Below are 15,149 nucleotides of genomic sequence, written 5' to 3'. Positions count from 1 at the left end.
TGCGCTAGAAGTCGTGATCCACCAGCAGGGCCCGCTCGGCCTGCAGCTGCTTGTGTGCGGCAAGCCGGGCCGGGCTCACCATCAGGAATGACAGCAGCATTCCGCCCATGAATCCGCCGATATGGGCCCAGAACGCGACCCCGCCACCGCCACGCGGCGCGTACAGACTGCCGGCAACCTGCACCAGCAGCCAGTAGCCGAGCAGCACCAGCGCGGGCAATGACACCCTGAAGAAATAGAACACGAGAACGAACAGGGTCTGCACCCGGGCCCGGGGATACATGCGGGCATAAGCACCCATCACGCCGCCGATCGCACCCGAGGCACCGACCATCGGCACCACGCTCGCAGGATTCGTGACGATCTGGGCAGCTGCTGCCGTCAGCCCGCACAGCAGGTAGAACAGCAGGTAGCGGGGCGCGCCCATCACGTCCTCGACATTGTCACCAAACACCCACAGAAACCACAGGTTGCCGAGCAGATGCAGCCAGCCACCGTGCATGAACATCGAGCTGAAAAGACTCATCCAGCTGCCTTCACCGTCGATCACGCAACTCAGCTCGGGAGTCAGCGGAATCTGCAGACCGAGCGGCGCGGTGCCGAGCAGGTCGGCGGGAATCAGCCCGTGCAGGCACAGCGAGCGCGCCAGCGGCAGTTCCGTGCCGAGCCCCTGGAGCAGCAGCCAGACGAGCAGGTTCAGGGCGATCAGCAGCGCGGTGACCACCGGCCAGCGCAGCCGGATATTGTCATCGTAGAGCGGAAACACCTATGGATACTTGCCAGGTGCGACAGCATCGTCCGGCAAATCACGCAAAGCATGGCGAATATGCTCGCCGCTGAATCCGCGCTGCTGCAGATGCCGCGACTGCTTCTGCCATTCCGCGGCCGACGCCGGCGCGCCGGCGCCAAAGCGCCGCAGCCGCCAGGCACGAGCCAGCTCGTACCATTCGCGCGCGCCCGGCTCGACGCCCGCCTCGGCCCGCCCGGGCTCCACGCCACGCCGTTCCAGTTCGCGCAGAATGCGCAACGGCCCATGCCCGCGATTGCGGTGCATGCGCACGAAGGCCTCGATATAGCGGGACTCGCTCAGCAGGCCTTCCCCGGCAAGCCGCTCGAGTTCGGGGTCGATCGGCGCCTCGCTGCCGAAACGCGCAACCAGCCGCGCCCGCAATTCCCCCGGAGCGTATTCCCGGCGCGCCAGCAGGTTCATTGCCGCGCGCCGGATTGCCGCCGGATCCGCATCGAGCTGCTTTGTGGAGCGAAATCCCGTCAAACGATCAGCTCCCGCGCGAAGTTTCAGGCTTCCTCGGTTTCCTCGACACTGACCTCGTTTACCGGCACGCTCAGCGCAAGTGCCCTGATCTCCCCTTCCAGCGTGGCAGCCAGCTCGGGATTGTCACTGAGATAACGCGCGGCATTGGCCTTGCCCTGTCCGATGCGCTCGCCCTTGCAGGAATACCAGGCACCGGATTTCTCGATCAGGCCGAGCTTCACGCCCAGCTCGATCACTTCACCCATGCGGTAGATACCACGGCCATAAAGAATGTCGAACTCCGCCTGCCGGAACGGCGGCGCCACCTTGTTCTTCACGACCTTGACCCGCGTCTCGCTGCCGATCACCTCGTCGCCTTCCTTCACCGAGCCAATGCGGCGGATGTCGAGGCGCACCGAGGAATAGAATTTCAGCGCATTGCCTCCGGTCGTGGTTTCCGGGGAACCGAACATCACGCCGATTTTCATGCGGATCTGGTTGATGAAGATCACCAGCGTGTTGGAACGGTTGATATTGCCGGTGATCTTGCGCAGCGCCTGGCTCATCAGGCGCGCCTGGAGGCCGACATGGGTATCGCCCATCTCGCCCTCGATCTCGGCCCGCGGCGTCAGTGCCGCCACCGAGTCGATCACGACGATATCCACCGCACCCGAGCGCACCAGCATGTCGACGACCTCGAGCGCCTGCTCGCCGGTATCGGGTTGCGACACGATCATGTCATCGACATTGACCCCGAGCTTCTCGGCATAGCCCGGATCGAGCGCATGCTCGGCGTCGATGAATGCCGCGGTACCGCCCATTTTCTGGCATTCCGCGATCACCGACAGCGTCAGCGTGGTCTTGCCCGATGACTCCGGCCCGTAGATTTCCACCACCCGTCCGCGCGGCAAGCCGCCGACGCCGAGCGCAATGTCGAGACCCAGCGATCCGGTCGAGACCGCCGGGATCGCCACGTGCTGCCGGTCACCCATGCGCATCACGGTTCCCTTGCCAAACTGGCGCTCGATCTGCGCCAGCGCCGCATCCAATGCTTTCTGTTTGTTCGCGTCCATTTTCGATTCCTTGAAGTGCTGATAGTGCAGAAAAACCCAGCGCTGTATATTTAAACAGTGTTTTCGGAAAATATCCAGCCCTGACAGCTGCCTGCCCGGAATTCCCTGCCGTGGCGGCCCGGACCGGCAACAAGCCTCACTATACTGCAATCGAGGCGGGGCAAAAACCGCCGCCGGCGTCGCCGGGAAAGCTGCCGTGTCAGGCCGCGAACAGAGCAGCGGATCGCCCGCTCGAGCGCAAGCGCACGGCGAATACCCAGTTGCCAAAAGCTCAGGCGTGGATCTCGTCGATATGGATTTGTTCGTCGACGGCTCTTTCCACTGCGGCATCCAGGCGGTTCAGCAGGTCGATGGTCGACTCACCCGGTCACCCACGAAGCTTCCGGTGAGGCGAGATAAATCGCTGCGGCACCTATATCCGAGGGTGTGTCGATGCGTCCCGTGGAGAAATACCTTTCGGCGTCGCTCGAGCATTCTTCCGGCACGGTGCCGATCAGACCGAGCACGATCGCATTTGCCGTGATCCCATCGCCACCCACTTCGTTCGGATCGCGGATTGCACAACCGGTGACCAATCGGCCCGATGATGCCTGTGCCTTCGCGCTTGGCAAACCGGTATCGCTGCCCTCGATTGGTTGCCGAGGGCGTCGGAACGCACATCCAGCCATCAATCCACACCCGGAATCGGCATATCGGCGGCGCGCTGCCGTACATGCGGCCAGACTTCCTGCTCGAAGAGTTTCAGCCCGGCCCACGCAAATTGCGGATCGATGCCTCCCAGCAACGGGGTCAGGATAAAGGTACTGCAATCGTCCAGACCATTGATCATCTCGATCGCATCGGCCGGTGTGAGCACCCGGTAGGCACCGCTCCTGCGCAGGTCCGCGGGATCGACGCCCTTCGCAAACGGCCCGGCCGCGGCGCCGTAGGCTTCCACGGTCCATTCCGAGTACGAATTCACGCAGTGCCGCGCGTGCGGGAGAATGGTTTCCCAGGCAGCCTCCACATCGTGGGTGATGTGGGTATAGATCGGGCCGAGCGCATGAAATTTCTCGCCGGGGTCCGACTTGCCCAGTTTGAGACGCTCGGCACGGTACACATCCCAGTTCTCGCCGCCCGGCGGGAAAAAGCCATCGGCGATGCGCGCCGCACGGCGCGCGACCGCGGGGTGAGTGCCGCCGATCAGCAGCGGCGGCTTTGTTGCCGGCTGCGGCGTGATGCGCACCTTGCGTCCGCGGTACTCGAACTCGGGTTCGGACCAGGCCTTGCGCAACACTTCGAACACCTCGAGATAGCGCTCCTTGCGGTCCTCGCGACGTGTGCCGAACATCTGGAACTCGTAGGGCCGGTAACCGGCGCCGATCACGATCTGCAGGCGCCCGCCGCTCAATAGCTGCACGATGGAGAGATCCTCGGCAAGCTTTACCGGCTCATAAAGCGGCGCCAGCAGCACATTGGGCCGGATCTTCACCCGCGTGGTGCGCGCGGCGATCGCGGCGGCCATCGGCAACGGCGAGGGCAGATAGCCATCGTCGGCGGCGTGGTGCTCGCCGAGCGCGACCACGTTGAAGCCGATCCCGTCGGCCCACGCGCTCATCTCCAGCGCGGCGCGGTACAACTCATCCAGCGGTGCGCCGAAATCCGGTGCGCGCATATCGAAGCAGATCACAAATTCCATTCGGGCTCCTTGGGCTTTGGGCGGCTAATGCGTGCGCGGATCCATGGCGCCGCATTCGACCAGTTCGCGCATGCCGTCGCGCCAGTCGATGCGGGTCTCGCCGACCAGCTTGTGCATCAGTGCGGGATCGCAGGGTGTGCCCGGAATCATGCTGTCGGAATAGACAAAGCGCGGCGTGACGCCGAGCAATTCGCCAAGATATCCGCACCATTGCTCCGCGCCGACGCTCTGGCTGCCGCACCAGTTCACGGTGAGTGCAGGGCTCGAGGCATGCGCCAGCAGCGCGACCATCTTTTCATGGTAGTCCGTTTCGTGTATGGGGTTGTACAGGCTCGGCTTGTTACTGTGCAGATGGATCGGCTCACCCTTGCGCAGTGCATCGAGGTGAATCACCGGCAGACCGCCATTGGGGCCGTAGGACACATTCATCCGCGCGATCACGGTGGGTATGCCGAACTGCTGCGACACGAACTTCACCACCGCCTCGGCCGCCACTTTGGACATCGCATAGGTGGGCGTGAAGCCGCGCATGCTGTCCCCGAGCGGCGCCGTCTCCTTGTGCGGAGTGGTCCCGCGCGGCTGGTATACCGATGCAGTCGAGCTGAAGAAAAAGGCCTTCACGTTGCGGAAGTGGTACATCAGCCGCCCGGTGCCCAGTGCGTTGACGCGGATGGCCTCGTCGAAATCCTCGCTCCCCTGCACCTGGTAGGTCGCGAAGTGCAGCACGTAGTCATAGTCGCGATCGAGCTGGTCGAGGTCGTCGCGGGTGTAGTCGAAGGCGATGCAGCGCGCGCCAAGCGCCTCGAGTTTTTCGCGGCTGCCCGCGGCACCGAAACGCGCGATCGCATGCACCGTGTGGCTGCGCGCCAGTTCGCGCACGATCGACGGAGCCAGCTGCCCGGTGGCGCCCGTGACGAGAAACTTGCTGTTGTTCATGACCATATGCGGCTGCCCTGTCTGTGCCATTCCTTGTATCCGGGATCGCACACGGCGAACTATCGCATGTGCCGGGGCAGTGTAGATTGCAACGCCCGGAAGCAACAGCGCAAATCACGTATTGCTGTCAGCTTTGTCCGCAAGCCTTTCCATGACTGGTGCTCCATCGAATACGCCATGTATACAGCGGATTCGTCATCAGAACGGAGGCAGCCTCATTGCGCAGCACGGCCTTGCCCGCGCTGTTTACGAGGGCAACCATGTTCCTCGACGCGAGCCATATCGAGAAGCATGGGCTTATCCCTGCTGGAAGCGCGGCGCGTAAATTGCCATCCGGGAATAGGACAATTAGTCGCCGCGCCCGCGGCCCGCGAATATAATCCGTGGAGTCCTCATGTTGTATCAATCCGGAGTCGCGCAGTGCCATCAATCATCAAGAGCGGAGCGCTGCGGCTACTGCAACCTGTCGAATTTCAATCGCCGCTTTCTGGAATTGAAAAGCATCAGTCCGCGCCAGTACCGGGCGATGCAACAACAGAAAACCGTGCTGCCAAATCCATTAGCGCATGGCGTGTGAACCCGGGTCACCTTCTCGGGATCCCGATGCACGGCGTGGTTTGCCGCACCTCATCGGGAACGGTTGCACACAGCCGCACCGGCATCCCTCCCTCGCGGCAGTCAGCCGCTCGCAACAAGGAGATTTGCAATGAAAATAGACGGCGCCTGCATGTGTGGGTATCTGCGGTACGAAGCCGAGATCGACCCGGAACAGGTCATGATTTGCCATTGCGCCGACTGCCAGAACAGCACGGGCGCGTACCGCACCGGCGTGCTGGTCGATATCGAAAAATTCCGCTTGCTCAGTGGCACACCAAGGGTTTACCTCAAGACCGCGGAAAGCGGCAGTACGCGCGCGATATCGTTCTGCCCCGAATGCGGCACCCAGCTTCACGGCGCGCACCTCAGCAACCCGAAGAACTACTCGTTGCGCCTCGGTACCGCGCGGCAACACGCCGAACTGGTGCCCCGCCTGCAGATCTGGGTCCGCTCGGCCATGCCGTGGACCTTCGACCTGAACGGCATTCCACAGATCGAAACCCAACCGGGCATAGAGCTCGCTTTACCGGCTGATCAGCCATGACAATCGAGCTGTTTTCCGCTGCCACGCCCGATGGTCACGAGATTTTCGTTGCGCAGCAAGCGCTGGAGCGATACCCGTCAGACACGATGCGCACGCAATGCTCCAGGGCCATCCGGACCTGCCATGTGAGCAACCCGCCGAACGCCTCGCAGCACGCTCCTAATCCGCCAACCTGGCGAGGACCTCGTTGCGAAAGCCGACAAGTCTGCCGCCATCGACGACCAGCGTGTGCCCGGTGACGTACCTGCTCTCGTCGCTGGCCAGGAAGTGATACACGCCGACCAGATCATCCACTTCGCCAATCCGGCCGACGGCCGACAACTGCCTGGCCAGTGTGTTGAGCAGATGGCCGGGTGGCAGCATCGGCGTCCTGATCGGCCCGGGCGCCACCGCATTGCAACGAATGCCGCGGCCGCCCAGTTCGACCGCCGCGGTCCTGGTCATGCTGATGGTCGCCGCCTTGGTCGCGCTGTAATCAAAAAATCCCTCGTTCTGCTGCAACCCCGCAACGGAGGCGGTGGTGATGATCGAGCCACCGTCATTCATGTGTGCCGGCCCATACTTGAGGATGTAATAGGTGCCGTAAAAGTTGAGTGCGATGACGTCGTCCAGCACCGCCTCATCGGATTCGGTTATGTGTTTACCCTTGCCCGGCTTGCCGGCGTTGTGGATGATCACGTCGAGCTTGCCGACCGTTTTCTCGGCAGATTCGAATGCCTGCAGCACGCTTTCCCGGTCGCTGACGTCGACATCGAGATAGATCGCACCCAGTTCGCGAACCGCTTCCGGCGGCGGCTGGATATCAACGATCACGACCCTTGCTCCCGACTCGGCAAAGCGGATGGAGGTACCGAGGCCGATGCCCGAGGCACCGCCGGTGATGAACGCCGTCTTGTCTTTCAGATTGAATGGTTGCCGGTTTTCCATGAGCTGTGCGAGTCCTCGATCATTTCAACCAGGCGCTGTCCGGCGCCGCCATCGCGATTGTCCGGCAGCACGGAACCGGCCACCATGACTTCCGTGGACTGCGGCAGTCACTATTCCGGTCATATGGCGGTGGCTGTCCGGATTTGTGAGTTGCGTTGACCGCAACTGACGCCGGCAACCGGCGGCCGAGGCGTTAGGCTACCTGCCCGCGCAGACATCCGCCTTGCTGTGACGCGAACCGAATCGACACGGAGAACCTGTTCCATGACCACCCGCACCAACGTATCCCAACGCATCATCGAACTGCTGGAGGCCGAAGGCATCCGCACGCTGTTTGGCATCCCCGACCCGGGCTTTGCGCGCATGCACCACGAAGCGGCCGCACGCGGCTGGGATGTCATTGCACCCCACCACGAGCAGGCCGGCGCGTTCATGGCTGACGCATTGTCGCGGATGACCGGCAAACCGGCGGTAATCGTGGGCAACCAGGGTCCCGGCGTCGCGAACCTGGTTCCCGCGGCGATCTGCGCCGCGAAGGAACGCATCCCGGTGATTTTTCTGGCGGGTCAGCGACCGCGCATGCTCGATGCCCAGGTGCGACGCAGCAAGTTCCAATACACCGACCAGCCGCGGTATTTCGAAGCGGCGATGAAATATGTCGGGGTGATCGAATTTGCCCACCAGGTCGACGAGGTGATGCACGAGGCGTTTCGACAGGCCATGACCGGGTCGCCGGGGCCGGTCTACGTCGAGTTTCCACAGGACCACGTCGACACGGCCGTGAATCTCGGGCCCGTGCCGCCACCTGCGGCGTACCGCCTGGTGCGCCAGAAGGCCGACCCCGATGCCATTGCGGAAGCGGTAGCGCTGTTGCGCGCGGCGAAGTCGCCGATTGTGCTGGCGGGTACCGGAATTCATACCGCGCGCGGTCACGCCGAACTCGAACGACTGGCGCGGGCGCTGCAATGTCCGGTGATCCCCTCCTGGGGTGGTCTGGGCTGCCTGCCGATCTCGGATCCACAGGTGCTGCCCTATTCGGTCGGACCCGCCAACGAAGCGGTCGCCGAAGCCGATGTGGTCGTGGCGGTGGGTACCGCCATTGGCGAGCAGTTGCACTATGGTTGCGGAATGCACTGGGCCAATGGCAATAGCGGACGCAAATGGATCTATATCGAGCGCGACCCCGCTGCCATCGGTGTCAACCGGGCGATTGACGTACCGCTGGTCGGCGATCTCCGTTCAGTGCTGCCCCAGCTGTCCGAGGCGGTTGAAGCGGGCGGTGCGCGTGCACCCAACCCCAGGCTGCCCGGCTGGCGACAGGAACTCGACGCGTTCTTTCATGGCCTGGTGGCCAACGCACCGGATACGTATCCGGTTCATCCCGGGCGGATGGTCGTGGAGGCTACCCGGGTAATGCCCGAGGATACTGTCATGGTGCGCGACGGCGGCTCGACGGCGCTGTGGGCGCTGTTCTACAGCTTGCGCGCATCACGCGACATCCTGTGGACATCGAAATTCGGTCACCTCGGCGTCGGCCTGCCTTATGCCATCGGCGCGCAACTCGCCGTGGGTGATACGCGGCGGGTTTGCCTGATCACCGGAGACTCCGCCTTCCAATTTCATATATCCGAACTCGAAACGGCGGTCCGCAAGAATCTGCCGATCGTGATCATCGTCAACAGTGACGCAGCCTGGGGCATGGAACTCCCGGTTTTCTACCAGGCGTTCGGTCCCGATAACGATGTCGAGGTGAAATGGGGGCAGGTTCGCTTTGACAAGATCGCGGAAGGCTATGGCGCCCATGGCGAGTACGTGGAACGTACCGCCGACATCGGCCCGGCGGTCGAGCGCGCCTTCGCGGCCGGGCGACCGGCGGTGGTGCAGGTTGCTGTCGACCCCCTGGTCAACGCGTTGCAGGCGCCCCACACGGCAGAGTTCATCACCTGGTACACGGGCGGTGGCTACGCGGCCTGAACACCGGTCGATGACGAACCAATATTCCTGCGAAAAACACCGACCGCGACGCCACAGCCATATTGGCTGCATGAGCCCCGATCAGTTTGAACGAGCCTCGCAAGCGAGCCAGTGTATGACCGAGAAAGCGGCTGAAGTCCACCTGCCTCAACGTGTGATCACCGATCGCTGCCCAGGGTGTCCAGGAACTTTTCTGCATCGAGCGCCGCCATACACCCGAAACCTGCGGACGTGACTGCCTGGCGGTAGATGTGGTCGCCCACGTCACCGGCAGCAAAGACGCCCGGTGCACTGGTAGCCGTCACATTGCCCTCGGTACCGCTGTTGATCTTCAGGTAGCCATCCCTCATCTCCAACTGGCCGGCGAAAATATCGGTATTGGGCTTGTGGCCGATGGCGATAAACACGCCGGCGAGTTCGATATTGGTGCTGCCGCCATCCTTGACCGACTTCAGCCGCATACCGGTAACGCCGCTGCCATCGCCAAGTACCTCTTCCAGTGCACTGTCCCACAGTATGGAGACCTTGCCTTCCTTCTCGCGGGCGAACAGACGATCCTGCAATATCTTTTCCGCGCGCAGGGCGTCACGGCGGTGCACCAGTACCACCTCCGAGGCGATATTCGCGAGGTACAGAGCTTCCTCCACCGCCGTGTTGCCGCCGCCGATGACCGCCACCTTCTTGTTGCGGTAGAAGAAACCGTCACAGGTGGCGCAGGCGCTGACGCCCTTGCCCATGAAGGCTTTCTCGCTGGGCAGGCCAAGGTACTGCGCGGAGGCGCCGGTCGCGATGATCAGGGCGTCACAGGTATAGCTGGCGGTGCCCTTGAGTACCATCGGGCGGGCCTTCAGATCCACCTCGTCGATGTGATCGAAAACGATCTCCGTGCCAAAACGCTCCACGTGGGCTTGCATATGCTGCATCAGTTCCGGGCCCTGCAGTTCCGCGTGGCCACCCGGCCAGTTCTCCACCTCGGTGGTGGTCGTCAACTGCCCCCCTTGTTGCATACCGGTGATCACGACTGGATTCAGGTTGGCCCGCGCCGCGTATACCGCCGCGGTGTACCCTGCCGGACCCGAACCCAGGATGATAAGACGATGATGTATTGTCACGAATGATTCCTTTTGCGATGTGAAGGTCACCCCCTGCTACAGGGGTATGGATATATCACCGCCTCTCCCAACGGCCTGCGGTGGCAAGCCGCCAGACAACAAACAGAGGATCACTTGCGGGAAGAAGCGCATGGTCAGGATCAGTGTGGTAGACGAAGAGGAACGAGCAGAGTGGCGGCAACTGCCGAGGGTCGGGCTGTAGATCACCGTTTCGACGCTGACATCAAAACTCTCTCGCACCGGCTGCGTGAGGAGGCTTACCGCATACGTGAAGAATCCAACCGCAAAAGCCTGCGAGAGAAAACTGCCACCCGCTATACGCCAACCATAAAACATCACTTTAGCCCTTGAAGACCACATCATCGCGTCATCGGGATCCGATTTCGGAAGCCATGAATCACCTGAGGGCGCCGAGTATAGTGACCGAGCCAACAGCACGCTTAGTACATCTGTACGATTGGTGTCGCTAAAATCGTGAATGCGCATGATTCTGCGAAAGACTCTGAAACAGTTCGTCGACCGGCGGGTGATCACAGCGAGTTGCCGCAAATCATCTGTCAGCGCACCGAAAGCAACTGGGGGGAGAAAACCGGAATCTGATATTTGCAGGATACAAGCGGTGCAATCGCGATTCGATCCGGCACTGCGGCAAACGTCTCGCACATAGTACAGTCGTACGATACGTCGGCAGTTCCGATCCCCCATACTTCAGCGATTACGGAGGCGATATGGTTTCCTCTTCGTTCATTGGAACCTGGTCATGCGAATAGCCTTGCAGACAGAACTTCCCGGCCTGATCGACCAACTGCACTGCCTCGCGCCCGGCATCGAGGCCTTCGTTTTGCCGAGCACGGATGAACCGGGCGAGCGCATGGTTGCTGACGCCCTTCTCGGTACCGCTGCGGGAGGGACCCGGTTGCCGGCTCTCATCGAACGCTGCGAGGGGCTGCGCTGGGTCCATATCCTGGGAACAGGTGTCGACAAATTTCCGCTCCATCTGGTCGAGGACAAACTGGTAACCTGCTCCCGCGGTGCCACCGCAGGCCCTATTGCCGAGTGGGTTATGGCCATGCTGCTGGCGCATGAAAAACAGTTGCCGGATCGCTGGATTAGCGAACCGCCCCAGGCCTGGTACACGGCCAATCTTGGGTGCCTTGAAAACAAGACCCTGGGAATTATCGGCTTTGGGGCTATCGGCCAGGCTATCGCCAAACGAGCACTGGCATTTGACATGAACATCATTGCCAAGGTTCGCACACACCGCACCAGTCCGATTCCGGGCGTCGAACTACTCGAGGACCTGCATGACTTGCTACAGCGCTCAGACCACCTGGTACTCGCGCTACCCTCCACACCCCAGAGCGACAGGCTGATGGGAGCCCAGTCCATGCAAGCCCTGAAACCGGGCGCGCACCTGGTGAACGTGTCCCGCGCAAACCTTGTCGACCAGGAAGCGCTGCGCGAGAGCCTGGACAAGGGCCACATAAGCCGCGCCTCTCTCGACGTCGTGGAACCCGAACCACTGCCGGCTGGCCACTGGATTTACCGACACCCGCGAGTTTTACTCAGCCCCCATATCTCCTGGAGCGGACCAAATATGGTCGAGCGTTTGCTGGCGCCATTTTTTGCCAATGTGGTGGCTTTTTCCAACGATCAGCCACTGCAGGGCGTCGTTGATACGGCTGCGGGTTACTAGCAGAGGGCGTATGTGATGACCGGCGACCGGGACATCAGAAGCGAATTGCCATCAGTTGACCGGGTACTGCAGGAGTCGCAGGATCTGGTCTCGCGCTGGGGTCACCAGAAGGTAAGCAAGGCAATCCGCGCGCATTTGTGCGAAATCCGCGAGAACGTCAACACGGAGCAGCGATCCGCCAGGAGCATTTCTGCAATTCATTCCGCAATAAGCGCACAGCTGTCCGCCAGTGACGCGCGTGGTATCCGCCCCGTCTTCAATCTGTCGGGCGTCGTCCTGCATACCAACCTGGGCCGAGCCTGCCTCCCGGCTGCAGCCGCCGAGGCGGCTTGCCAGGCCGCGATGTTTCCCAACAACCTGGAGTACGATCTGGAGACCGGCAAGAGGGGCAACCGCGACAGCCATGTCGAGTCACTGATCTGCGAGCTCACCGGCAGCGAAGCCGCCACCGTGGTCAACAACAATGCGGCGGCCGTAGTGCTGGCGCTGAACACATTGGCCAGGGGTCTGGAAGTGCCGGTCTCACGGGGCGAACTGGTCGAGATCGGCGGATCCTTTCGCATGCCGGAGGTAATGGAATCCTCAGGCTGCACTTTGGTAGAGGTGGGGGCAACCAATCGCACGCACCTAAAGGACTACCGCTCGGCAATTTCTCCGCAAACTGCATTGTTGATGAAGGTTCACACCAGCAACTACCGGCTGGAGGGTTTCACCCAAGCGGTGGACGAGAAAGCCCTCGCGGCACTGGCGCATGAACACGGTCTGCCCTGTGTGGCGGATCTCGGTAGTGGCTGTCTGGTCGACTTCAGCGCCCTCGGCCTGCCGGGGGAGCCGCGAGCCGCGGATTACATCGCCAATGGCATGGACTTGATTACATTCAGTGGTGACAAATTACTCGGCGGACCACAGTGCGGCATCATTGCCGGCAAGAAATCGCTGGTCGAGCGCATTTGCAGGAATCCGCTGAAGCGCGCGCTCCGCGTGGACAGCATGATACTGGCGGCCTTGTCCGAAGTACTGAAACTGTACCGGCACCCGGAGAGCCTGACGGAAACACTGCCGACCCTGCGGCAACTGACGCGCCCGGCAAGCGAGATCGAAGCGCAAGCGGTGCGGCTGTGCGATGGACTTGCCAGCTACCTGCCACAACCATTCCGGGCGGCGACAGTCCCCTGCCTCAGTCAGATCGGCAGCGGCGCGCTACCGGTCGAAACGATTCCCGGCTTCGCCATCGCCATCGAATCCGTCGCGGGGCGGGACAGCGACCTGAGACGCCTGGCAACGGAACTGCGCAAGCTGCCACGCCCTGTAATTGGCCGGATCCACGACGGCAGGTTATTGCTGGACCTGCGCTGCCTGGACTGTGAATCGCTTTTCCTGCAACAGCTTCCCCAACTCAGGGATGCGCTGTCATGCTAGTCGCCACAGCGGGTCATGTGGACCACGGCAAAACCAGCCTGATACAGCGCTTGACCGGGACAAACACGGACCGGCTGGCGGAAGAGAAACAGCGGGGGCTGACCATAGAACTCGGATACGCATTTGGAGAAGCCGGGGCAAACGAGCCCATTGGCTTTATTGATGTGCCTGGTCACCACCGCTTCATAAACACCATGATATCCGGGATCAGTGGCATCGACCTCGGCATGCTGGTAGTGGCGGCAGACGACGGGCCGATGCCGCAAACACTCGAACACCTGGAACTTCTGCGCCTGCTGGGCGTAAAGCGATTCGCGGGCGTCATAACGAAGAGCGACCTCGTCGACAGGGCTCGACTGGACCAGGTCGCAAAGCAGACCGGCGCCCTCATTCCCGATGCGCCCCTGTGCGAAATTTCCAACCGCACAGGTGAGGGCCTGGATCAGCTTCGGTCGATTCTGGACAATCAATTGCGGGACTGCCCCCAACGCGCGACCGAAGCGCAGTTTCGCCTGTACATCGACCGTGTATTCATCAAGAAAGGTGCCGGAGTGGTAGTCACCGGCACCTGCCTGTCGGGTTCCATCAACGCCGGGGATGAGCTGCGACTGCACGCATCAGCCGGGAGCAATACACAGCACATAAAGGTCCGGGTACGAGAAATTCATACCCAGGGAAGACCTGCAAGCGCAGGTCACGCCGGACAACGCTGTGCACTGAATCTCGCCGGCAAGGTCTCTCTGGAGCAGGTCCACAGGGGAGATTTTTTGTGCGCGCATCCCACTGCCTTGCCCGCCCGTCGCCTGGATACCCGCTGCTGGACAGTTGCAGGATCGGGACGGTCATTGAAACACCTGGGTAGAGTGAAACTCTACATTGGCACCCGGCGCATGGGTGCCCGAACCTATTTCCTCGATCGCGGCGAAGACAGTCCTTCGGGCCAACGTGTTCAATTGATCCTGGACCGGGGCGTGCTCGCTTTCGCCGGCGACCGTTTTGTACTGCGGGATGACAATGAGAGTTCTACCCTGGGAGGCGGTGTCGTAATCGATCCGCAAGCACCACAGCGGGGAAAATCGCGCAGCAATCGTCTCAAGCAACTCGACGCGCTGGAAATGGGACAGCCGGGAGCAGTGCTCGGTCAACTGCTGTTCAACAATGGCGATATTGTCAGTCTGCGCCAGTGTAAACGCATCTGGAACCTGTCTCAGGAAGAGATGAACGGCTTGCTGGCCCGTCCCCCGCTCAACGCCGGCAACCTCGTCAGGATCCATACTGATGGGGACGAGCTTATCCTGTCCCGCGAGCTGTGGGAGAGCTATGTTGACTGTCTGGACCAGCAGTTGGCCGAGTGGCATGGCGCACGTCCCATGGAACCCGGAATACGGCCCGAGGCGTTGCAGGCACTGGTACACCCTCGGGTCCCTGCGCACCTGTTCAAGGTGGTGCTGGATGACCGAGTTCGCGCAGCTCGGATCGTCCATCAGGAGCAACTGATCCGGGCGCTCGGGCACAGGCCCACCCTGTCTCCCCGGGTGCAACGGGAGTGGCAGCAACTCGAGACGCGGATGAAGGCAAGGGGGTTGAATATTCCCCTGCGTTCTGAAATACAGAGGGATACCGGTTTTGATGCCAAGCAACTGGAAACACTGACTCGCCCCGCAATCAAGACGGGAGATCTCTTCGAGATCGGCGAGAAACGACTGGCGCTACCGGCCACGCTCAGGGAACTGGCCCGGCTGGTAGAGCAGTTCACGGACGCCTCGGGCGGGATTTCGGTCATCGAGGCAAAGCAGGTATTTGGCCTGGGCAGAGACCTGAGCATTGAAATACTGGAGTTCTTTGATCAAATCGGCTTTACCAAAAGAAGCGGAAACCTGCGAGTGATTTCAGATCCGGATGCAGCCCGACTAAAGCAGCGAGGCTGAACACGATTTCAGA

14 protein-coding genes are annotated in these 15,149 nt (G+C 61.7%); 6 read left to right on the top strand and 8 right to left on the bottom strand.

Annotated elements, in window-relative coordinates; genetic code table 11:
• Positions 1-4: 4 nt before the first annotated feature.
• The 5 genes from IPF49_05005 to IPF49_04985 all read right to left on the bottom strand — a co-directional run bounded on the left by IPF49_05005 (position 5) and on the right by IPF49_04985 (position 4,969).
• Positions 5-766 (bottom strand): rhomboid family intramembrane serine protease, encoded by a 762-nt coding sequence (locus IPF49_05005; GenBank protein MBK6286996.1) that lies wholly within the window; start codon positions 764-766, stop codon positions 5-7.
• Entirely contained in the window at positions 767-1,210 is a 444-nt protein-coding gene (locus IPF49_05000; protein ID MBK6286995.1) for a regulatory protein RecX, read from the bottom strand. It lies immediately after the preceding gene.
• Positions 1,211-1,296: 86 nt separating this feature from the next.
• Positions 1,297-2,325 (bottom strand): recombinase RecA, encoded by a 1,029-nt coding sequence (gene recA, locus IPF49_04995; protein ID MBK6286994.1) that lies wholly within the window; start codon positions 2,323-2,325, stop codon positions 1,297-1,299.
• Between the two features lie 667 nt (positions 2,326-2,992).
• Entirely contained in the window at positions 2,993-4,003 is a 1,011-nt protein-coding gene (locus IPF49_04990; protein ID MBK6286993.1) for an LLM class flavin-dependent oxidoreductase, read from the bottom strand.
• A gap of 24 nt (positions 4,004-4,027) precedes the next feature.
• Positions 4,028-4,969 carry an NAD(P)-dependent oxidoreductase gene (locus IPF49_04985; protein MBK6286992.1) on the bottom strand — a complete coding sequence of 314 codons (942 nt, stop codon included), beginning with the start codon at positions 4,967-4,969 and terminating at the stop codon, positions 4,028-4,030.
• 364 nt (positions 4,970-5,333) lie between these two features.
• Here IPF49_04985 and IPF49_04980 point away from each other — a divergent pair, with 364 nt between their 5' ends.
• Both IPF49_04980 and IPF49_04975 read left to right on the top strand, forming a co-directional pair.
• Entirely contained in the window at positions 5,334-5,516 is a 183-nt protein-coding gene (locus IPF49_04980; protein ID MBK6286991.1) for a helix-turn-helix transcriptional regulator, read from the top strand.
• Positions 5,517-5,645: 129 nt separating this feature from the next.
• On the top strand, positions 5,646-6,080 hold the full coding sequence (locus IPF49_04975) for a GFA family protein (protein ID MBK6286990.1): 435 nt from the start codon (positions 5,646-5,648) through the stop codon (positions 6,078-6,080).
• Positions 6,081-6,239: 159 nt separating this feature from the next.
• On the opposite strand, the gene IPF49_04970 is transcribed toward IPF49_04975, so the two are convergent.
• Positions 6,240-7,007 (bottom strand): SDR family oxidoreductase, encoded by a 768-nt coding sequence (locus tag IPF49_04970; GenBank protein ID MBK6286989.1) that lies wholly within the window; start codon positions 7,005-7,007, stop codon positions 6,240-6,242.
• A 264-nt stretch (positions 7,008-7,271) separates the two neighbouring features.
• On the opposite strand from IPF49_04970, the gene IPF49_04965 reads away from it, so the two are divergent.
• Positions 7,272-8,981, top strand: coding sequence for a thiamine pyrophosphate-binding protein (locus tag IPF49_04965; GenBank protein ID MBK6286988.1), 1,710 nt, complete (start codon positions 7,272-7,274; stop codon positions 8,979-8,981).
• A 158-nt stretch (positions 8,982-9,139) separates the two neighbouring features.
• Here the strand turns inward: IPF49_04965 and trxB are convergent, their stop codons facing one another.
• Positions 9,140-10,093 carry a thioredoxin-disulfide reductase gene (gene trxB / locus IPF49_04960; protein MBK6286987.1) on the bottom strand — a complete coding sequence of 318 codons (954 nt, stop codon included), beginning with the start codon at positions 10,091-10,093 and terminating at the stop codon, positions 9,140-9,142.
• 36 nt (positions 10,094-10,129) lie between these two features.
• Positions 10,130-10,579: a hypothetical protein gene (locus IPF49_04955; protein ID MBK6286986.1), complete on the bottom strand. Its 450-nt coding sequence runs from the start codon at positions 10,577-10,579 to the stop codon at positions 10,130-10,132.
• A gap of 274 nt (positions 10,580-10,853) precedes the next feature.
• On the opposite strand from IPF49_04955, the gene IPF49_04950 reads away from it, so the two are divergent.
• From IPF49_04950 to selB, 3 genes are read left to right on the top strand one after another with little or no spacing between them, the layout of a single operon-like run.
• Positions 10,854-11,789: a hypothetical protein gene (locus IPF49_04950; protein MBK6286985.1), complete on the top strand. Its 936-nt coding sequence runs from the start codon at positions 10,854-10,856 to the stop codon at positions 11,787-11,789.
• Positions 11,790-11,801: 12 nt separating this feature from the next.
• Positions 11,802-13,208, top strand: a complete 1,407-nt coding sequence (gene selA, locus IPF49_04945) for an L-seryl-tRNA(Sec) selenium transferase (protein ID MBK6286984.1) — start codon at positions 11,802-11,804, stop codon at positions 13,206-13,208.
• Positions 13,202-15,136 carry a selenocysteine-specific translation elongation factor gene (gene selB / locus IPF49_04940; GenBank protein ID MBK6286983.1) on the top strand — a complete coding sequence of 645 codons (1,935 nt, stop codon included), beginning with the start codon at positions 13,202-13,204 and terminating at the stop codon, positions 15,134-15,136. The genes selA and selB overlap by 7 nt, the downstream gene beginning before the upstream one ends.
• The last annotated feature ends 13 nt before the right edge of the window (positions 15,137-15,149 follow it).

The sequence above is a fragment of the Gammaproteobacteria bacterium genome, from assembly GCA_016705365.1.
Lineage (GTDB): Bacteria > Pseudomonadota > Gammaproteobacteria > Pseudomonadales > UBA5518 > UBA5518.
Note: the sequence above shows the minus strand (reverse complement) of the source record. Positions and strands in the feature narration are given on the sequence as shown.